The following is a 21,357-nucleotide window of genomic DNA, read 5'->3' as shown; positions in this document are numbered from 1 at the left end:
GAGGTACATCCATGTTACTACAACGTTTCTTTACTTATTACAGGCCATATAAAGGATTATTTATATTAGATTTCTCCTGTGCAATTTTAGTTGCCCTAATTGAGCTGGCATTTCCATTAGTTTTAAATAAAGTAATTGATGATATTCTTCCAGATGGTGAATTAAAGTGGATTATGATGGCAAGTGGATTGCTGCTGTTGTTGTATGTTTTTAATTCAATTTTAGATTTTATTGTTTCATATTGGGGGCATATGCTTGGCATCAATATTGAAACGGATATGAGAAGGGAAGCGTTCAATCATATTCAAAAGCTCTCTTTTCGCTACTTTGATAACAACAAAACAGGACATCTTGTCTCACGATTAACAAATGATCTAATGGACATCGGTGAGCTTGCACATCATGGTCCAGAAGATATGTTTATTGCAATGATGACAATAATCGGATCTTTTTGCGTCATGTTTTATATTGATCCTACATTTACGCTATTAATCTTTATTCTTGTACCATTTATTCTTTTGCTAACCATTATTTTTGGCAAGCTTATGTCGAAAGCATTTCATCAAATGTTTAGCGATATTGCAGACTTTAATGCCCGTGTAGAAAATAACGTCAGTGGTATTCGAGTAGTACAAGCATTTACAAATGAAGACCATGAAAAGAAAAGCTTCAAAAAGAATAATGAAAAATTCCGAGCAACAAAATTGTTTTCTTATAAGGTGATGGCTTGGAATGAAGCTCTTTATGGCATATTAACAAAGGTTTTATCATTATTTACGTTATTTGTCGGAGCATACTTTGTTTTAAAGGGCTATTTAACGAATGGTGAATTTATTGCTTTTATTCTTTTATCTAGCATTTTAATTGGACCAATTAACAAAATAAATATGTTTATTGAGAGTTATCCAAAGGGCATGGCTGGTTTTAAACGCTATATTGATTTTTTAGAAACAGCACCAGAAATTGCAGACCGCCCAAAAGCTAAGCTAATAGAGTCTATTGATGGCAATATTACATTTAACCAAGTTTCATTTGGTTATACCGATACAGAACGAACATTAAATAATATTAATCTTACAGTTCAGTCTGGAGAAACAGTAGCGCTTGTTGGTCCATCTGGAGCGGGGAAATCGACCATTTGTAGTTTACTCCCACGCTTTTATGAGGTGAGTGAAGGATCAATAAAAGTTGATGGAATAGATATACGAGATTTTCAGCTTCATTCATTACGCTCACATATCGGCATTGTGCAACAGGATGTTTTTTTATTTGATGGTACGATTCGAGAAAACATTGCATACGGAGATTTACAGGCGAGTGAGAATGATATTTGGTATGCGGCAAAACGAGCACAGCTTGAAGAGATGATACAAGCATTACCAGATGGTATGGATACGTTAATTGGTGAACGTGGCGTGAAATTATCAGGTGGACAGAAACAGCGATTATCTATAGCACGTATTTTCTTAAAAAATCCTAAAATTTTAATTTTGGATGAGGCAACATCTGCTTTAGATACAGAAACAGAACAGGCTATTCAGCAGGCTTTACATGAACTTTCCAAAGGACGCACAACGTTAGTCATTGCACACCGCTTGGCGACAATAAAAGATGCAGACCGTATTGTCGTCGTATCGAAAAAAGGAATTATAGAAGAAGGAACACATGAACAATTAATGGCTATGAAAAATGCTTATTACGGTTTGTACACAGCACAATTTGGTTTGCAAATCTAAAAATGAAAGGAAGTTTTGTATGTCAGTATTGGAGATCGAACATGTGGCGATTGGTTACTCCTCAACGCTTATTGTGGATGATTTAAGTGTTGCCATTCCTAAAGGTCAAATCTCAACAATTATTGGCCCAAATGGCTGTGGAAAATCTACTTTATTAAAGGCTGTTGCGCGTGTATTACGAACACAAGATGGTGCTGTTTATTTAGATGGTAAGGCCATTCATCAATTAAAGACAAAAGAAGTGGCAAAAAAGATGGCAATTTTGCCTCAAACAGCAAGTGCACCAGGAGGATTAACTGTTTTTGAATTAATATCATATGGCCGTTTCCCTCATCAAGGAGGGTTCGGTACATTGCGCAAGGAAGACTACAAATATATTCATTGGGCAATTGATGTGACAGGACTAAGAGAGTTTTGCGATCGTCCCATTGAGGCATTGTCAGGTGGTCAACGCCAAAGAGTATGGATTGCGATGGCATTGGCTCAAGGTACGGATATTTTAGTACTGGACGAACCGACAACATATTTGGATCTAGCACATCAGCTAGATATTTTATTATTGCTTGAAAAACTCAATAGGGAAGAAGGACGAACGATTATTATGGTATTGCATGATTTAAACCACGCGTCTCGGTTTTCTCATTTTATGATGGCTATGCGAGACGGAAAATTGATCGTAAGTGGCAGCCCTCAAGAAGTAATGACAAAGGAGAATTTACAAACAGTATTCAATATCGACGCTGAAATGGCTGTCTGTCCATATAGTAAAAATCCAATTTGTCTATCTTATCAGCTATACAATATGAAAGATTAAGCGGAGGAATGGAAGTTAAGAGGAGGAAGTAGAATGACTGCGTCGACAGGAGTAGAAGGGCTCAGCGATATAGATGAGCTACAGAAACAATCTCACCCAATACGCGGAATAGTAGCTTTGATTTTAGGAGTAATTGCATTAATTTTTGCCATTGGCTTTGCTATTTCTTTAGGAGCAGCAGATATTTCATTAAGTACTGTTTGGACTGCAATTACACAATTTTCACCAGAATTAACAACACATCAAATTATTCATGATATTCGTTTACCACGAGTACTTGGAGCAGCGTTAGTAGGTGCAAGCTTTGCAGTTGCTGGTGCGATAATGCAAGGTATGACGCGCAACCCTTTAGCAGACTCAGGGTTATTAGGATTGAATTCTGGAGCGGCATTTATGCTCGCTGTTTGCTTTGCCTTTTTTCCTGGCATGCCCTATATGTTTTTAATTTTATGGTCGTTTGTAGGTGCAGGACTCGGTGTTGCGATTGTCTATGGTGTGGGCTCCTTGTCTAAAGGGGGCTTATCACCGATGCGTCTAGTTCTTGCTGGCGCTGCTGTTAGTGCTTTACTTGGTGCGCTCGGTGAAGGAATTGCACTTTATTACCGTATTGGACAAGACCTAGCATTTTGGTATGCTGGGGGTGTTTCTGGGACGATGTGGAGTCATCTTCAAATATTATCGCCATGGATATTAATTGCGATGATAGGTGCGCTTATACTATCCCGCTCAATTACGTTGCTAAGCTTAGGTGAAGAAATTGCGATAGGACTAGGTCAACGAACTGTTGTCGTGAGAGTGTGGGGGATGGTGATTGTTTTAATTTTAGCAGGAGCGGCAGTTTCAGTTGTAGGTGCTGTTGGATTTGTAGGATTAATTGTTCCCCATTTTACGAGATACATAGTTGGACACGATTATCGATGGATTATTTCTTGCTCATTAGTATATGGAGCATTACTCGTTGTACTCGCTGATTTAGTTGCGCGTACTATTAATCCGCCATATGAAACGCCGATTGGTGCATTAATTGCTTTAATTGGGGTTCCATTCTTTCTTTATTTAGCACGTAAAGGAGGAAAGGAACTGTGAGTAACAATTTTTTAACACAAAATCAGCAAAAGGTTAGAAGAAAAAATTTCCTCATAATAGCTACACTAATTATTTTGATAGTAATTACCTTTGTAATTAGTATGAATACTGGCGTAATTAAACTGACACCAATGGAAGTAATAAGTACTCTTTTTGGACAGGGCGATGCGCAACAGCAATTAATATTATTTCAATTTAGGCTTCCTAGAATTGTCATTGGTGTTTTAGTAGGGATGGGTTTAGCTATGGCAGGTGCTGTTTTACAGGGCATTTCAAAAAATGCATTAGCGGATCCAGGTATTTTAGGCATTAATGCCGGTGCTGGGCTAGCTGTAATGCTGTATATTTCCTTTTTCTCAACGACTAAATCAGCACCCGTATATTTACTACCAGTACTAGCCTTTTTAGGGGCAGGGATAACAGCGGTATTAATTTATACACTGTCTTATAAACGCTATGAAGGTATCACACCAATGCGTTTAATTTTAACGGGAATTGCGGCGGCTGCTGGAATTAGTTCAGCAATGATTGTATTAACACTTCGTCTTACCCCTGAAAATTATCAATTTGTGGCTACGTGGCTAGCGGGTAGTATTTGGGGCTCGAATTGGAGGTTTGTCCTATCCTTATTACCATGGTTATTAATTTTACTACCATTTATCTATTCAAGATCTCGAGTTTTAAACATATTAAATCTGGGCGAAATAACATCGATTGGATTAGGTGCTTCTATTGAAAAAGAACGTCGTTGGTTATTAGCTGCATCAGTTGGACTGGCTGGAGCTAGTGTTTCTGTTAGTGGCGGTATTGGATTTGTTGGATTAATTGCACCACATCTAGCTCGGCAACTTGTGGGAGCAAACCATCAATTTATGCTTCCTACCGCGGCACTTTTAGGTGGCTTTTTAGTGTTATTGGCCGATACGATAGGTCGCTCAATTTTAGAGCCTTCAGAAATACCAGCTGGAATTGTTGTAGCGGTTTTTGGGGCACCATATTTTTTATATTTATTAGCGCGATTAAAGGAATAAAATAGATTTCTCATATTACTAATTGAGAATGAATATCATTGTTCTTAGGAAGAATAGGACCAAACTTTATTAGTAGAAAAGGGGAGAAAGATATGGTAGAAGAATTGTATGATGTAACGATTGTTGGAGGTGGACCAGCAGGATTATATACAGCTTTTTATAGCGGAATGCGCGATTTAAAAACGAAAATTATAGAATTTAGCTCTCAACTAGGTGGACGCATGCTTATTTATCCTGAAAAAATGATTTGGGACGTTGGTGGTGTAAAGCCTATATTAGGTGAGGAGTTAATTCAACAACTTATCGAACAGGCAAAAACGTTTGATCCAACAATTGTTTTAAATCAAAAGATAGAAAAATTAGAAAAACAGAGTGATGGAACATTTATTTTAACGTCAGCATCAGGAGAGAAACATTATTCTAAAGCAATAATATTAGCAGTTGGTTATGGTGTACTTTCAATGCAAAAGCTTGAAATAGAAGGAGCAGACCGCTACGAAGTAACGAATTTACATTATACTGTGCAAGAATTAGAGATTTTCCGCAACAAACATATACTTATTTCAGGTGGTGGCAATTCCGCAGTGGATTGGGCGAATGAGCTAGAATCTATCGCTGCTAGTGTAACAATTGTCCATCGTCGTGATGAATTTGGTGGTCATGAAAAAAATGTCTTACGTATGCGAGAATCCTCTGTCAATGTTAAAACACCATACGAAGTGGTGCAATTACATAGTGATGGTGATGTAATACAGTATGTGTCAATTGTGAATAAAGAAACAAATGAAATGGAACGAGTGCGAGTAGATGCGGTTGTTGTTAATCATGGCTTAAAATGTGATTATGGAGCTCTTGAGGAATGGGGATTAGAAATTCAAGATGGAGTAGCTATCGTCAATGAGAAGCGTGAAACCAATATAGAAGGCATCTACGGAGCAGGTGATTTTATTGATCATCCTAGTAAAGTAAGATTAATTGCGGGTGCGTTTACGGATGGTATTTTAGCGTTAAATAGTGCAAAATTATTTTTAGAGCCAGATGCTCCAAAAGTGGCGTATGTATCATCACATAATATTCGATTTAAAGAGCGCAATAAACAAATAGGATTAGTAGATAACGATTATCGCGAAGTTCGTGGTTAAAAATTGTAATATAGTTTTTCAATATTTTTTGCTTGAAAAAAATAAAATAACTATGCTATACTTCAAAAGTATGCAACGTGTACATATGTAGCCGACATATTCGGGCTATGTAAGGTACAGTTCGATAATACTCTGTTCCAGATGGTTCAGGGCGAGAGGAGAAAACGAATATGAAACAAGGAATTCATCCAGACTACAAAGAAGCAACAGTAACTTGCTCTTGTGGTAACACTTTCAAAACTGGTTCAGTTAAAGAAAACATCGTTGTCGAGTTCTGCAACGAATGTCACCCATTCTACACTGGCCGTCAAAAATTCGCGTCTGCTGATGGTCGCGTGGATCGTTTCAACAAAAAATACGGTCTTAAAAACTAATGTTAGTTTAATACCTGCCAAGCATGTGCTTGGCAGGTATTTTTTTCAGTATATAAAAAGTGCATGCGTTCATTGCGTCTCGACGCATTTGTATCTTTCACAACGTTGCACGTAACGTTCAATATAAAACAAAGACCGGATTTTGAAATGTGCTTAAGCTAGCGCAAATCCATTCGATACTGACAGTAGGTTCGGTATAAAAGAATAGTACTATGGTGCAAGCATTTAAGCTCATTGCTAAAATAATTCCTTTCAAAATCCATAATTGCAAATAGAGAGGGAGAGGATACAATGGCACAGCTATACTATAAACATGGCGCGATGAATAGTGGCAAATCAATTGAAATTTTAAAAGTTGCACATAACTATGAAGAACAGCAAAAGCCTGTCATGATGTTTACATCTGGGCTTGATACGCGAGATGAGGTAGGTTTTGTTTCAAGTCGAGTAGGATTACGACAAGAAGCTATTCCGATTTATGAGGATACGAATATTTTTGAACTTGTAAAAAACAATGTTGTAAAACCATACTGTGTTCTTGTAGATGAAGTGCAGTTTTTAAAAAAGGCACATGTGCTACAATTAGCTAATATTGTCGACCAACTAGACATCCCTGTCATGGGCTTTGGCCTGAAGAATGATTTCCAAAATGAATTATTTGAAGGTAGTCAGTACATGCTTACATATGCAGATAAAATTGAAGAAATGAAAACGATTTGCTGGTTCTGTCATAAAAAAGCAACAATGAATTTGCGTGTCGATGAAAATGGCAAACCTGTGTATACAGGCGATCAAATAAAAATTGGCGGTAATGATTCTTACTATCCTGTTTGCCGCAAATGCCACGCACATCCACCACTTTGAATTAGCTTTAAGCGGAAGATGGCTTGATGATATTAAGCAATCGACCGAAGAAAATGTAGCATACATGCGGAATTTTCCTTATACTAAGTAGTGGAAATAATGCATGACTATTACGCCTAAACAAATCTTTAGTCAGACTCTATTGTAGGCGGAATGATTAGTGAATAGAGTAGAAAATACGTCTCGCTGTCTTTAATGGAGGCGGATTCCTACTGGATATAGAATAAATGAACTAAATAGAGGTGAAGCCCATGTTTGATAGACTACAAGCAGTAGAAGATCGTTATGAAAGGCTAAATGAGCTTTTAAGTGATCCGGATATTGTAAACGACAATAAAAAATTACGTGAATATTCAAAGGAACAATCGGATATTCAAGAAACAGTTGATGCTTATCGTGAATATAAAAGCGTAAAAGAGCAACTAGTTGATACACGTGAAATGTTAGATAACGAAAAAGATCCTGATATGCATGAGATGGTAAAGGAAGAATTCAACTCGTTAAAAGAACAGCAAGAAGAGCTGGAAGAACGTTTACGCGTTTTATTAATTCCAAAAGACCCGAATGATAATAAAAACGTTATTATGGAGATTCGTGGAGCAGCCGGCGGTGATGAGGCGAATATTTTCGCAGGAGATTTATTCCGTATGTATTCTCGTTATGCTGAGACACAGGGCTGGAAAATCGACATTATGGAAGCAACGCCAAACCCAATGGGCGGCTATAAAGAAGTTATTTTTATGATTAACGGGCAAGGCGCGTATTCAAAATTCAAATTTGAAAACGGGGCGCACCGCGTACAACGTGTACCAGCAACAGAATCACAGGGGCGTATTCATACATCAACTGCGACAGTTGCATGCTTACCTGAAGTTGAAGAGGTAGATGTTGAAATCCATGAAAAAGATATCCGAGTAGATACATTTGCATCTTCAGGTGCAGGTGGGCAATCGGTAAATACAACGATGTCTGCTGTACGTATGATCCATTTACCAACAGGTGTTGTCGTATCGATGCAGGATGAACGTTCACAAATTAAAAACCGCGAAAAAGCGATGAAAATTCTTCGTGCGCGTGTAGCTGATAAATATTTGCAGGAAGCACAAAAAGAAATCGACGCAACACGTAAATCAGCAGTAGGTTCGGGCGATCGTTCAGAGCGTATTCGCACATACAATTATCCACAAAACCGCGTTACAGACCATCGTATTGGCTTAACAATTCAAAAGCTCGATCAAATCGTCGAGGGTAAACTGGACGAAATCATTGATACACTAATCTTAGAAGAGCAAGCATCAAAGTTAGAGCGACTGAATGATGACCTATAAAAATGTAATGGAGGCCCTTGATTGGGCTTCTTCTTTTTTAGTGGATAATGGACGCGAAGAAACCGCGGGTCGTATTGTCATGCAACATATACTGGGCACAACGTATTCGGGTGTTATGCTACACTTACAAGATTCACTAACAGCAGAGCAAAGTCAACAGTTTGAAAAATTGGTTGAAGAGCATGCTAGTGGGCGACCTGTACAGTATTGTATCGGCAGTGAAGAATTTTATGGACGTACATTTATTGTGGATGAATCGGTGCTCATTCCAAGACCTGAAACAGAGGAATTAGTGCTAGCAACAAGCAATCGCATCGAACAATTATTTAATAAGAAAACATTAAAGCTAGCAGATATCGGGACAGGTAGTGGCGCTATTGCTATTTCTATGAAGCTAGAATGTCCTGAGCTAACAGTAGTGGCGACGGATTTATCTGCAGCAGCATTATCAACTGCACAAAAAAATGCACAAATACTTGAGGCGGATATTGATTTTCGTCTAGGTGATTTAACAGCACCCCTCGTTGGGGAAACGTTTGATATTGTTTTATCTAATCCTCCGTATATTGCAATGGAAGAAGCGAAGGACATGTCTAGCATCGTACTGGAGCATGAGCCGCATAGTGCCCTTTTTGCAGAAGAGGATGGGCTTATTTTATATCGCAAATTAGCACAACAGCTCCCAGCATTGATGAATAAGCCCGCTTTGATCGGTCTTGAAATAGGTTATACACAAGGAGAACAGGTAGCGAAATTTTTTAAAGAAAGTTTTCCACAAGCTACTGTTACCGTTGAAAAAGATATTAATGGAAAACCTCGTATGGTTTTTTGTGAAATTGATGTATAAAGAATCTCCTTCTTGACAACAATGTTGAGCAAGGAGGGATTTTTATGTTAAACGAATACAAGATTGTTAGATTTCCAAAACTAAATATTGTGCTAGCTTTTGCTAGACTAGTAATTATGGCGATAGCTTTACAACTATGTATTTTATATATTCCATCATTAATAGGTTCAGCAAAGGAAGCTACGAATAATGAACAAGAAAACGATTTTCGTATAAGAGTTATAGCTAATAGCAACACAACAGATGATCAGCTAGAAAAAGAACAACTTGTGCAAGATTTGAAACCTTATTTAATACAAGTAGGTTCAACTACAAATGTGGATAATGATAATTTTGTTATACTAAAAGAGAGTATTGAAGCAGAATTAAAAGAAAATTATCCACAATTGCGTACACAAGTATTACTTGGGGATAACTTATTTCCGCCGAAGAGACAAGATGCGATGTTTTATCCACAAAATATGTACCATTCGATTGTCGTGAAAATTGGCGATGCACGTGGTGATAACTGGTGGTGTAGCATTTTCCCGTCTATTTGTGAACCGGAAAAAGAGGAAGAAAAGGCAGAAGAAAAAGAACATGTAACATTCTTTATTTGGGAATGGATAAAAGGAATTTTTGAGTAATTGTGCACAAATTCAGATAACTTATACACAATTATTGATAAGTTATGAACAAAATGTGGATAATTCAGAAAAAAACAACGATTGAAAGAAGGTTTTTCATATGGAAACCGTGTGTAAGATTGTGGATAGTAATGTGAATAGTCAAATAACTTATGCACAAGCTGTGGATATCTTGAATGCTGGAGAGGTTGTGGCATTTCCAACAGAAACGGTTTACGGTTTAGGTGCAGTCGCTACAAATGATGATGCAGTCAGAAAGATATTTAAGGCAAAAGGGCGTCCTTCAGATAATCCACTTATTGTCCACATAGGAACGAAAGAGGAAGTTTATCTTTATATCGAACATATTTCTGAGCTAGCAAAAAAATGTATGGATGCATTTTGGCCAGGTCCACTTACACTCATTATGCCAGTAAAACCAAATATTCTTGCAGAAAGTGTGACAGCTGGATTAAAGACTGTCGGAATTCGTATGCCGGATCATCCAGTTGCACTAGCATTATTACAGCAAATTCAAAAACCACTTGCTGCTCCAAGTGCGAATCGTAGCGGGAAACCAAGCCCAACAGAAGCGATTCATGTAAAAGATGATTTAGATGGGTACATACCGTATATTTTAGATGGAGGTTCTACAGGTATTGGCTTTGAATCAACTGTGCTAGATGTTACGCATGAACCACCAGTTATATTACGTCCAGGTGGCATTACAAAGGAAATGTTAGAGTCCGTAATAGGTCCGGTTATTCAACCGACTAAAATAGAGCAGACAATGGAAGAGACGCCGAAAGCCCCAGGCATGAAGTATACACATTATGCTCCTAATGCACCCGTATATTTAATAGATTGTGATGAAGAAAAAGTACAGCAAGCCATACAACAACTTCAAGCCCAACAACATAAAGTAGCACTTCTAGCACCTGAGAGCTTTAAGCATATTAACATAGATTATTATTTTTCAATTGGTGCAGCAGGTAGTAAAGAAGAGATGGGCGCGGCACTATATCATGCGTTACGAGCTTGTGATAAAACAGAAGCTACCGTGATTCTAGTGACGACGACATCTACAGAAGGTGTAGGCGCTGCTATAATGAACAGACTTGAAAAAGCGGCTGGTGGCAAATGGTATTCACTTTAGTTAGTGGGTCTATCAGCGATTTTGCACTAGGTATCGGCGATTTCAGTGCTCTTATCGGCGTTTCGAGAACTTTTCCCGGCGATTCTCCCAAGTTTCCCGGCGATTTCATAAGACGACAAACAAAAACTCATCTATATAAGATGAGTTTTTTTGATATGAGTGCCAGGCACACAAACAATTTTCCATGCTAGCAAAACAACTAAGTAAAAATCCACGTAGACTCCTGTGGGACAGCACAAGTAGTAAGACGCAACAAACCGCGCGCTAGCGAGGGATGCGGCTTACGCTGTGCCCGCGGAAAGCGAAGTGGATTTTTACGATTTAAAGTGCCAGGCACACAAACAATTTTCCATGCTAGCAAAACAACTAAGTAAAAATCCACGTAGACTCCTGCGGGACAGCACAAGTAGTAAGACGCAACAAACCGCGCGCTAGCGAGGGTTGCGGCTTACGCTGTGCCCGCGGAAAGCGAAGTGGATTTTTACGATTTATAGTGTCAGGCACTCAAACAATTCACAAAAAATGATTTAAAAATAGGATTTTATATTATGGAAAATGTCTTATCGTTCATTATGATAATACTGTATTTCCGAGCATAAAATGATAAAATATTAGGAAGCGAAGGAGTGCATTCTTGCAGGGTATTCTTGCAGGTATTTTAACGTCTGTCGATGTCGTCGGTTTATTTGTATTAGTTCCAAATGTTAAATATCGATTGTTTTTGTCAATGTGGACAGCAACATTACATATGCTTTTTCCACTACTCGGCTTTGAATTAGGTCATTACTTAATGCGTTTTTTATTAGAATGGGGTCAATGGATTTCCTGTATTCTATTATTTGGTATTGGTCTACATTTACTTTTGTCTTCCAACAAAAATGATAAAATAACCATTTCACCTGTTTTATTAGCTGTGACTGCTAGCCTAGATACCTTTTCAGTAAGTGTTTCTTTTGGTATGCTTAACTTAGAAAAAACAATTTTTATTATTAGTGCTGGAATGAGTGCTTTTATTTGCGCATATGGGGCTTTAGTTATAGCACGCAGAAGTCAGGTTTTTTTTGGAAACAAAATTCAAATTATTGCAGGGTTTGTTTTTATCATTATGAGTATTTTAGCGCTCCAAAAATAAAAGGAAGGTGATAAGTGTGAATATATTATTTGTTTGTACCGGAAATACTTGTCGCAGTCCAATGGCAGAGGTTATTTTAAAACAGAAACAAATCGACAATGTTCAGGTTCGTTCTGCTGGTATTTATGCAATGCCGAACGCTGAAATGTCAGCACATGCGCAGCAAGTTTTAAATGAAGCGAATATGACACATCAACATTCAGCAACACAATTATCTATGGCTGAAATAGAGTGGGCCGATTTAATTTTAACAATGACGACAGCGCACAGAGATACTATTATCGCTTACTATCCAAACACAGAAAAAAAAGTTTTTACACTGAAAGAATATGCGAACGAAGGAAGTTTAGAAAATGTTGTAGACCCTTACGGCGGAAATAAAGCTATTTATGAGGAAACATTTACAGAACTAGAGAAATTAGTAGAACAGTTAGTTAAAATACTTGAGAAGAATTGAGGGGCACTATGAAAAAACAGTTTGGCTTACGACTTAAACTAGTATTATTTGTAAGTATTCTTGCACTGATCACGTATAGTATCAGCTTTATATTCATTGAATTTATACAACCTACTTTTTTCCCAGAAATTAATCGTAAGCTATTTGAAGTGATTACTTATTTATTAGGGATTATATGGTCAGGTATTTTAGCGGCAATTTTCAGTGTTATTTTAATCAAGCCGTTACAGCGACTTGAATACTCTGCTACACGCGTTGCAGAAGGAAAAATTGGAGAGGATGTAGTGATGCCAAAAACGAATGATGAGATTCGTTCAGTGGCAGTAGCATTCCAACAAATGGTGTTAAATTTACGCCACATGGTAGAAAGCATCGATCAAAACTTTCAACAAACAAATCAATCCATTATCAAGTTATCCGATGAAACCGCTGTTGCGACAAAAAAAGCAGACGGTATTGCGGTGACGGTAAAACATATTTCCGAAGGAGCAGAAGCTTCAGCTATAGCTGTACAAGATACAGCAGAGGCGATTGAAGATGTTCGCACATTAGCAACAGAAGTGAATACTAGAGCGGAACAGTCAGCAATACAATCGAAAGAGATTTTACATAATTTAACTAATACAACAAAAGCGATTGAAACGTTAGTCAACAGCATTCAACAAATTGCAGCTGGCAACAACGAAGCACTAGAAAGTATTCGTACATTAGAAGACAATGCTGGACAAGTTGAGCGTATCATTAGTTTAGTAGGCGATATTGCGGCACAAACAAATTTACTAGCATTAAATGCATCTATTGAGGCTGCCCGTGCAGGAGAACATGGCAAAGGCTTTGCGGTTGTGGCAGAAGAGGTTCGTGGCTTGGCCGATGAAAGTGCAAAGGCTGTACAAGGAATTACAACTCTTATTCAATCAATGCAACATAATGTTGAAGTTGTTGTGAAACAAATGAATCAACAGGTGTCATTTGCGACAAAAGAGGCGGCGCGTGTTTCTGAAACTACGACTGCGGTTGAAGGAATGTCATCAAGTGTCCATGAAATGGCAACCGCGATCGTAGAGATTTCTTCATTAATTGAAAAACAAATGCACAATATTGAAACAACTGCTCGACAATCACAAGAAGTAGCAGCAATTGCTCAAGAAACATCGGCTGGTGCACAAGAAGTGAGCAGTGCAACAGAAGAACAAGCACATGCAATTGAACAGGTAGAACAACTTGCGCAAGACTTGAAAAAACAATCCGAAGCGTTGCATAAAATGATTCTACAATTTGATAGAGAAGCATAGTAAGAAGAAGCATGTAAATAATACATGTAAATAACAGACTGTGGATAGGCTCAAAAAAAGAGCTTGTCCACAGTTTTTTCTATGGATTGACCAAATACTTGTTGACAGGAAGCTTGAACGTTATTAACAGGTACAAATGAAAAAATATTGAAATAGTATGTCCACTGTAGTTGAAAAGGTAGAAAAACTTCAGAAGAGGGAATATTACAACAAAAGACCATTATCCGAATTTATTAACAGGATATTCACATTATCCACAGAAAAAGGACTTAAAAATGAACGTTTTTCAATAGAATTACAATAAATGTTCGTCTTTTAGGAGAAATCAGCATAAAATTGCAACAAAAATCATGTTATTCTTGAAAGAGAAGTGGTAAACTAATGTTGACTATATTTCGAAATGAGGGAACCCAGTGAGAATAGCAATTTCTTCTGATCACGGAGGCAATAATTTACGTCGTGAGATTATGCAACTGTTAGATGAGCTTAATATTAGCTACGAAGATTTTGGTCCACAATCTGCGGATTCAGTAGACTATCCTGATTATGCAAAGCCAGTTTCTGAAGGTGTTGCTAACGGGGAATTTGATAAAGGCATTTTAATTTGTGGTACAGGGATTGGCATGTCCATCGCTGCGAACAAAGTAAAAGGCATTCGTTGTGCATTAGTGCATGATGTATTTAGTGCAAAGGCAACACGTTGCCATAATGATTCAAATATTTTAGCGATGGGTGAGCGCGTAATTGGTCCAGGCCTAGCACGTGAAATCGCGCAAACATGGCTTGAAACTGATTTTGAAGGTGGGCGTCATACACGCCGCGTAGAAAAAATCGCTGAATTAGAACAGTAAGACAAAAACGTCTTCAGCCGTTAACGCAAAAACAAATAGGTAGTGACAGTCTTGCACTGTCACTTTTACCTTAGATTGACGCCTAGCGTAAATAGAAGACATTAAAATAAGGGGCTGAGCTTAATGGTTGTGCAACAGATACAAACGCAATTGACTCAGTTACTCAGTGAATTCGAAGAGCAGGTAGTATTGCGACCAAAGACTATTTTTGTCGTAGGCTGCTCTACGTCTGAAGTGATTGGTCAGAAAATTGGCACAGCAGGTGCACTTGAAACAGCGGAAGCAATTTTTGCGCCCTTGCAGGCATTTGCAAAGAAACATCAATTATATTTAGCGTTCCAAGGCTGTGAGCATATAAATCGAGCTATTACGATGGAAGCTTCAGTTGCAGAACAGTTGGGCTATGAACCTGTGGCTGTTATTCCTGTACGCACTGCGGGTGGGTCGATGTCAGCTTATGCTTATACAAAATTGGAAAGCCCGGTAGTTGTAGAGGCGATACGTGCACATGCAGGTATTGATATAGGCCAAACTTTAATTGGTATGCATTTAAAAGAAGTAGCTGTTCCAGTTCGTACATCAGTGCGATCAGTAGGAGAAGCGGTTGTCACAGTAGCAACAACACGTCCAAAACTAATTGGTGGCGAACGTGCTGTATATAAATAACAATACTTCTGTTGTCAGAGGTACATGTAAATAACGATTATACTTAGGAGGCTTTTCAAACATGGCATACGAAAATTTAGCAGTACAAGACAAAGCAGTATTAGATGGGATTTTAGCGGAGAAAAAACGTCAACAAGCGAATATCGAGTTAATTGCATCTGAAAACTTTGTATCTGAAGCAGTAATGGAAGCACAAGGTTCAGTTCTTACTAACAAATATGCTGAAGGTTATCCTGGAAAACGTTACTATGGTGGCTGTGAACACGTAGACGTAGTAGAAGATATTGCACGTGATCGTGTGAAAGAACTTTTCGGTGCAGAATATGCTAACGTACAACCGCACTCTGGTGCACAAGCAAACATGGCTGTATACCATACAATTTTACAACCAGGTGACACAGTTCTAGGAATGAACCTGTCTCATGGTGGTCACTTAACACATGGTTCTCCTGTAAACTTCTCAGGTATCCTTTATAATTTCGTAGAGTATGGTGTAACAGAAGATACACATGTAATCGACTATGAAGATGTTCGTCAAAAAGCGTTAGCACACAAACCAAAACTAATTGTAGCGGGTGCATCTGCATACCCACGTGAAATTGATTTTTCTAAATTCCGTGAAATCGCAGACGAAGTAGGAGCTTACTTTATGGTTGATATGGCGCACATCGCTGGACTAGTAGCTGCTGGAGAGCATCAATCACCAGTTCCTTACGCTGATTTTGTTACATCTACAACACATAAAACATTACGTGGACCACGTGGTGGTTTAATTCTTGCGTCAAAAGAATGGGAGCAAAAATTAAATAAATCTGTCTTCCCAGGTATCCAAGGTGGACCATTAATGCATGTTATCGCTGCGAAAGCTGTAGCATTTGGTGAAGCTTTACAACCTGATTTCAAAGACTACGCAAAACAAATTAAAGCAAATGCACGTGCTTTAGCAGAAGTGTTAATCGAAGAAGGTGTAGAAATCGTATCTAACGGTACGGATAATCACTTATTACTTTTAAACGTAAAATCTCTTGGCTTAACTGGTAAAGTAGCAGAGCACGCGCTTGATGAAGTGGGAATTACAACTAACAAAAACACAATTCCTTACGATACAGAATCTCCATTTGTTACTTCTGGTATTCGTATTGGTACACCTGCAGTTACATCACGCGGCTTTAAAGAAGAAGACATGAAAGAAGTAGGCGCTATTATCGCTGCTGTACTTAAAAATCCAGAAGATGAAGCGGTAAAAGCTGATGCAAAAGATCGTGTTAAAGTTTTAACTGATAAACATCCATTATACGCATAATTAGTATTGTTTAATTATAGGCTGTGTCTTAAGTGTGTTATTCACTTTAGGCACAGCCTTTAGTTTGTTTAATTTAATTATTGAAATTAAGTGAAGGTACGAATGGCTGGTTTTCAAGCGATGTACTAAAAATTGTTGAAGTGTAATTGTTAGATTAAACTGCAAAACTATTTTTTGCTAATATAAAAATAAATTTATCTTATTTTTGTATTTTTTTACATAAATATAAGATGAAAGGTTATATTATATTGGATAAGGACAATTGATGTCCCAAAGAAGGAATGTTTTTTATAAAAGTGACAATTTATTGAATTTTTATGTACAATATAAAGGGGTAGAATTGATGGATATAGACGGGAGGGGTTGGATGGTTACTAAATCTATGGACGTACAAAAAAATATTTTATTAACTACAATTCGTAACTTAGGTGAACAATCTAAAGAAAGCTATGTTATTTTGGATGCTAAAACTAATTTCATAGTGGAATGTAATAATTCTTTTTGCACGCTTACAAATGCAATACGTTCACAGATTCTAGAAACAGATTATTTTGCGATGCTTTCAAGTGGGTTACCGACGACAATGCTTGAAAAAATAAAAGAGAATATACATAGTGGAGCAATGGTGACAGAAAAGTTGCACCATCATCGCTTCGAACAGCCACCATTTTGGGCAGAAATGCAAACCCTTCCTTTTCAAAATAATGATAATGAAACATTATTTGTGTTAATAATCGTGAAGGATATTACGTATTATCATACTGAAGATTTTATAGCGGAATTAGAGAAAGCCGTTTATGAGGCAATTGAAAAGGACTATCCATTTTATAAAAAAATGGACACTATTTGTAGCAAAATAAATCAATTTTTCATGCCATATGTGTTTAGCTCGGTTCTTATCAAAATAGATTCAAATTATTTTCAAGTTTTTACTTCTAATAGTGTTCACCAACATGTACCTCAGCTTTTCGAGATGAGTGACTTCTATAGAAAGGTGATGCAACAGGAAACACCGATAGTAGCTAATAAGCTAGAAGAGGTTGCTATTCCAATAGAATTTAAAAACTTTGCTAGTCTAACAAATAATCACTCGGGATGGTTTGTACCTATTCGCAATCAAAAGCAACAAGCAATCGGACTTTTTGCAATATTTTCTCAATATCCAGGTGAAAGAGTGTTTTTTAACAATGTGTTTCAAAAAATAGGGGCGCTCGTTGCATTAGCGTATTCGTATGCGAAAACACAGAAAAAAATATGGGATTTAGCATATAAGGATATTACGACTGGCTTGCCAAATCGACATAGCTTTTTAAATAAGATAGAAAAGGAAGAACAACGAGGTCGAATAGGCTTTATTAAAATCATAAAACCAAGTGAATTTCATCAAGTCGTTGAATTATATGGCAGAGAAGCGGGGGATGAATTATTAAGACAAATTGCTAGACGTCTTCAAGAACATAAAAATGATTTAAAAGAGTATATTGCTAGATTCACAAGTTCTAGTCTTATTATTTCACAAGTGACACCCAATGAAGAGTTAAACGATTATGAGCTTCGCATAAAAGATTTAACACGCCAGCCGTTTCTTATAAATGGTAAGCATATTTATATTACATTAAAGACTGGCGTCTCTTCCTTCGATAAGGATATTAAAATTGCAGATGCAATCAGATTTGCAGATAATGCATTATCTTATGCAGCCAACAAACCAGGAACGCATATGGAGATATTTACGAAGGAACGTAACGATTTACTAGAGCAACAGATGACTGTTTTAAATCATTTATCACAAGCGCTTAAAAATAAAGAGATTTCTGTGAATCTACAACCAAAAGTAGATTTACGAACAGGGGAAATTCAAAGTATTGAAGCGCTAGCTCGTTGGCATTCACCGGTTCTCGGTTTTGTATCACCAGCTATGTTTATACCAGTTGCCGAAAATGCAGGCAAGGTTCGTGAAATTGACATACAAATTTTAGAAATTGTTCTTACTTGGCTAGCGGAGCGTCAACAATTGGGAAAGAAGTTAGTGAAAGTTGCCGTTAATATATCGCCTGATCACTTTTACTACCCTCATTTTGTTAAGGATATACGGCAGTTAGTTGAAAAGTATAGCATTAATCCAAGTAATATTATTTTAGAGGTAACAGAAAATATTGGCTTAGTAGATTTTCAAAGCGCATTCGCCATTATTCAAGAGTTAAAAAGCTATGGCTTTAAAACATCGGTGGATGATTTTGGAACAGGGTTTTCTTCACTTAGTTATTTACAAAGATTACCGTTCACTGAGTTGAAAATTGATCGTAGCTTTATAAATGATATAAATGATGCAGCAACATTAGCGATTGTCCGTTCAATCATTCAGCTTGCATTAAATTTAGGTATGACATCTGTTGCAGAGGGAATCGAAAATGAGGAACAGGTAGAGATATTACGTGCGCTTGGTTGTAAAGTCGGACAAGGTTACTTCTATTATAAACCGATGGCGATTGAGCAACTGGATTCTATACTTGACGTATAATTTGCTTCTACATGTAGCAAACACTCTTGAAAAGGGGATATCTCGAATTTATTTTTGAGACAACTCCTGTTTTCTGTTATACTAGTTGAGATAAAAATGAAATCCGAACGGTTAGGAGAGAACCCCTTTGAGCAAAGTATACGTATTTGATCATCCACTAATCCAACACAAGTTAACTTATATTCGTGATAAAAATACAGGAACTAAAGAATTTCGTGAGCTAGTTGATGAGGTAGCAACATTAATGGCATTCGAAATTACGCGAGAAATGCCTGTAGAAGAAATTGAAATTGAAACACCAGTAACAATCGCGAAAACAAAAGTTCTTTCTGGGAAAAAACTTGCAATTGTACCGATTTTACGCGCAGGCATCGGCATGGTTGACGGCGTATTAAAACTAATTCCAGCTGCGAAAGTTGGTCATATTGGTCTTTATCGTGACCCTGAAACATTAAAACCTGTTGAGTATTATGCAAAACTTCCAGCAGATGTGGAAGAACGCGATTTCATTATTGTAGACCCAATGCTCGCTACGGGTGGTTCAGCAGTGGAAGCTATCAATTCACTGAAAAAACGCGGTGCGAAAAGCATTAAATTTATGTGTTTAATTGCTGCGCCAGAGGGTGTAAAAGTAATTCAAGATGAACATCCAGATGTGGACATCTATATTGCTGCACTTGACGAAAAGTTAAATGACCATGGTTACATCGTTCCAGGTCTAGGTGATGCTGGAGACCGTTTATTCGGTACGAAATAAAAAGTGGAGTAATTGCTTAAAGAGCAATAACGTTTTTCCTACAGCAACTTTATAGCATTTGAAAGCGTCCTTCAATATTGAAGGACGTTTCATAGTATGTTTAGGCAATTAAGTCTCTCTTCTTAATAATGAATGTGGACCATTGCACTTGATATACAATATAACCAAAGGACGGTGCAAATCGTTTGACGAAAAAATGGAAAGTGATGACGATTTTCGGTACGAGACCAGAGGCGATAAAAATGGCCCCGCTTGTATTGGAATTGCAAAAACATCCCGAGCAAGTGGAATCAATCGTGACTGTAACAGCACAACATCGCCAAATGCTTGACCAAGTATTAGAAACATTTAAAATAACACCAGACTACGATTTAAATATAATGAAGGATCGTCAAACTCTAATTGATGTGACAACCAATGCATTACAAGGTTTAGATAAAGTCATGAAAGAAGCGCAACCTGATATTGTCTTAGTGCATGGTGATACTGCCACAACATTTATTGCAAGCTTAGCAGCGTTTTATAATCAAATTGCCATTGGTCATGTTGAAGCAGGTCTTCGAACATGGAATAAGTATTCACCTTACCCAGAGGAAATGAATCGTCAGCTGACAGGTGTCATGGCTGATTTGCACTTTGCACCAACAGAAGTATCAAAGAAAAATCTTTTAGATGAAAATAAAAACGCAGATACTATTTTTGTTACAGGCAATACAGCTATTGATGCATTAGCTACAACGGTGGGTGAGCATTATACACATCCGGTGTTAGAAAAAATAGCAAACGATCGAATGATATTATTAACAGCACATCGTCGTGAAAATCTAGGCGAGCCTATGCGTCATATGTTCCGAGCAATTACTCGACTGTTAGCGGAGCACGAAGATGTTCAAGTTGTTTACCCTGTGCATATGAACCCGGCTGTGCGAGAAATTGCCAATGAAATATTAGGCGATAATGACCGCGTGCATTTAATTGAACCTCTTGAAGTTTTTGATTTCCATAACTTCGCTGCAAATTCGTACATGATCTTAACTGACTCTGGTGGTGTTCAAGAAGAAGCGCCATCATTAGGAAAGCCAGTTCTAGTGCTTCGTGATACGACAGAGCGTCCGGAAGGAATTGCTGCTGGAACTTTGAAACTAGCAGGAACAGAAGAGGAAACAATTTATTCTCTTGCAAAAGAATTGCTAGAGGATAAAGAAGCGTATGAAGCAATGGCAAAAGCCTCAAATCCTTATGGAGATGGACATGCTTCACAACGTATCGTGGAAGCTCTCTTGAAATTTTTGCAGAAAAGCAAGTAATACACCATTTTAAACTTTAAAAATAAGCAAAAAGAACTAAAAATTAATGTGTAGCTAATTTACGAGCAAATTTCTGTCGTAAATTAGC

The 21,357-nt window shown here is 37.6% G+C and carries 20 protein-coding genes; all 20 read left to right on the top strand.

Annotation, left to right across the window (positions count from 1 at the left end):
• Positions 1 to 11 precede the first annotated feature (11 nt).
• Complete coding sequence (locus ACQKNX_RS16295) at positions 12 to 1,736, top strand: ABC transporter ATP-binding protein (protein ID WP_427429782.1); 1,725 nt, start codon at positions 12 to 14, stop codon at positions 1,734 to 1,736.
• Positions 1,737 to 1,755: 19 nt separating this feature from the next.
• Positions 1,756 to 2,550, top strand: coding sequence for an ABC transporter ATP-binding protein (locus ACQKNX_RS16290; protein ID WP_427429781.1), 795 nt, complete (start codon positions 1,756 to 1,758; stop codon positions 2,548 to 2,550).
• 33 nt (positions 2,551 to 2,583) lie between these two features.
• On the top strand, positions 2,584 to 3,636 hold the full coding sequence (locus ACQKNX_RS16285; RefSeq protein WP_427429780.1) for a FecCD family ABC transporter permease: 1,053 nt from the start codon (positions 2,584 to 2,586) through the stop codon (positions 3,634 to 3,636).
• Positions 3,633 to 4,667, top strand: a complete 1,035-nt coding sequence (locus ACQKNX_RS16280) for a FecCD family ABC transporter permease (RefSeq protein WP_427429779.1) — start codon at positions 3,633 to 3,635, stop codon at positions 4,665 to 4,667. Before ACQKNX_RS16285 ends, ACQKNX_RS16280 begins: the two co-directional genes overlap by 4 nt.
• Before the next feature lie 92 nt (positions 4,668 to 4,759).
• Complete coding sequence (locus ACQKNX_RS16275; RefSeq protein WP_427429778.1) at positions 4,760 to 5,809, top strand: NAD(P)/FAD-dependent oxidoreductase; 1,050 nt, start codon at positions 4,760 to 4,762, stop codon at positions 5,807 to 5,809.
• Between the two features lie 170 nt (positions 5,810 to 5,979).
• Positions 5,980 to 6,183 (top strand): 50S ribosomal protein L31, encoded by a 204-nt coding sequence (rpmE, locus tag ACQKNX_RS16270; RefSeq protein WP_004269457.1) that lies wholly within the window; start codon positions 5,980 to 5,982, stop codon positions 6,181 to 6,183.
• Positions 6,184 to 6,474: 291 nt separating this feature from the next.
• Positions 6,475 to 7,047, top strand: coding sequence for a thymidine kinase (locus ACQKNX_RS16265; protein ID WP_401010767.1), 573 nt, complete (start codon positions 6,475 to 6,477; stop codon positions 7,045 to 7,047).
• Positions 7,048 to 7,298: 251 nt separating this feature from the next.
• Positions 7,299 to 8,375, top strand: coding sequence for a peptide chain release factor 1 (gene prfA, locus ACQKNX_RS16260; RefSeq protein WP_427429777.1), 1,077 nt, complete (start codon positions 7,299 to 7,301; stop codon positions 8,373 to 8,375).
• Entirely contained in the window at positions 8,362 to 9,222 is an 861-nt protein-coding gene (gene prmC / locus ACQKNX_RS16255) for a peptide chain release factor N(5)-glutamine methyltransferase (RefSeq protein ID WP_427429776.1), read from the top strand. The genes prfA and prmC overlap by 14 nt, the downstream gene beginning before the upstream one ends.
• 44 nt (positions 9,223 to 9,266) lie before the next feature.
• Positions 9,267 to 9,848, top strand: a complete 582-nt coding sequence (locus ACQKNX_RS16250) for a stage II sporulation protein R (RefSeq protein WP_427429775.1) — start codon at positions 9,267 to 9,269, stop codon at positions 9,846 to 9,848.
• A 100-nt stretch (positions 9,849 to 9,948) separates the two neighbouring features.
• Complete coding sequence (locus tag ACQKNX_RS16245; RefSeq protein WP_427429774.1) at positions 9,949 to 10,983, top strand: L-threonylcarbamoyladenylate synthase; 1,035 nt, start codon at positions 9,949 to 9,951, stop codon at positions 10,981 to 10,983.
• Positions 10,984 to 11,617: 634 nt separating this feature from the next.
• Complete coding sequence (locus ACQKNX_RS16240; RefSeq protein WP_427429773.1) at positions 11,618 to 12,115, top strand: manganese efflux pump MntP family protein; 498 nt, start codon at positions 11,618 to 11,620, stop codon at positions 12,113 to 12,115.
• Between the two features lie 16 nt (positions 12,116 to 12,131).
• A complete protein-coding gene (locus tag ACQKNX_RS16235; protein ID WP_427429772.1) occupies positions 12,132 to 12,572 on the top strand; it encodes a low molecular weight protein arginine phosphatase in 441 nt (146 codons plus the stop codon).
• Between the two features lie 8 nt (positions 12,573 to 12,580).
• On the top strand, positions 12,581 to 13,864 hold the full coding sequence (locus ACQKNX_RS16230) for a methyl-accepting chemotaxis protein (protein ID WP_427429771.1): 1,284 nt from the start codon (positions 12,581 to 12,583) through the stop codon (positions 13,862 to 13,864).
• A 413-nt stretch (positions 13,865 to 14,277) separates the two neighbouring features.
• Positions 14,278 to 14,715: a ribose 5-phosphate isomerase B gene (gene rpiB, locus ACQKNX_RS16225; protein WP_173478613.1), complete on the top strand. Its 438-nt coding sequence runs from the start codon at positions 14,278 to 14,280 to the stop codon at positions 14,713 to 14,715.
• Between the two features lie 123 nt (positions 14,716 to 14,838).
• Complete coding sequence (locus ACQKNX_RS16220; RefSeq protein WP_427429770.1) at positions 14,839 to 15,381, top strand: TIGR01440 family protein; 543 nt, start codon at positions 14,839 to 14,841, stop codon at positions 15,379 to 15,381.
• Between the two features lie 61 nt (positions 15,382 to 15,442).
• A complete protein-coding gene (glyA, locus tag ACQKNX_RS16215) occupies positions 15,443 to 16,684 on the top strand; it encodes a serine hydroxymethyltransferase (protein ID WP_427429769.1) in 1,242 nt (413 codons plus the stop codon).
• Between the two features lie 367 nt (positions 16,685 to 17,051).
• Positions 17,052 to 19,205, top strand: coding sequence for an EAL domain-containing protein (locus ACQKNX_RS16210; protein WP_427429768.1), 2,154 nt, complete (start codon positions 17,052 to 17,054; stop codon positions 19,203 to 19,205).
• 127 nt (positions 19,206 to 19,332) lie between these two features.
• A complete protein-coding gene (gene upp / locus ACQKNX_RS16205) occupies positions 19,333 to 19,962 on the top strand; it encodes a uracil phosphoribosyltransferase (protein WP_173478609.1) in 630 nt (209 codons plus the stop codon).
• Positions 19,963 to 20,147: 185 nt separating this feature from the next.
• The gene (gene wecB / locus ACQKNX_RS16200) at positions 20,148 to 21,269 is read left to right on the top strand and encodes a non-hydrolyzing UDP-N-acetylglucosamine 2-epimerase (RefSeq protein WP_427429767.1); all 1,122 of its coding nucleotides are present in this window, start codon (positions 20,148 to 20,150) and stop codon (positions 21,267 to 21,269) included.
• Positions 21,270 to 21,357 lie beyond the last annotated feature (88 nt).

Source organism: Lysinibacillus sp. NPDC093712 (genome assembly GCF_050280025.1).
In the GTDB taxonomy this organism is placed as follows: Bacteria; Bacillota; Bacilli; order Bacillales_A; family Planococcaceae; genus Lysinibacillus.
This window is presented reverse-complemented; position numbering and strand designations above follow the sequence as displayed.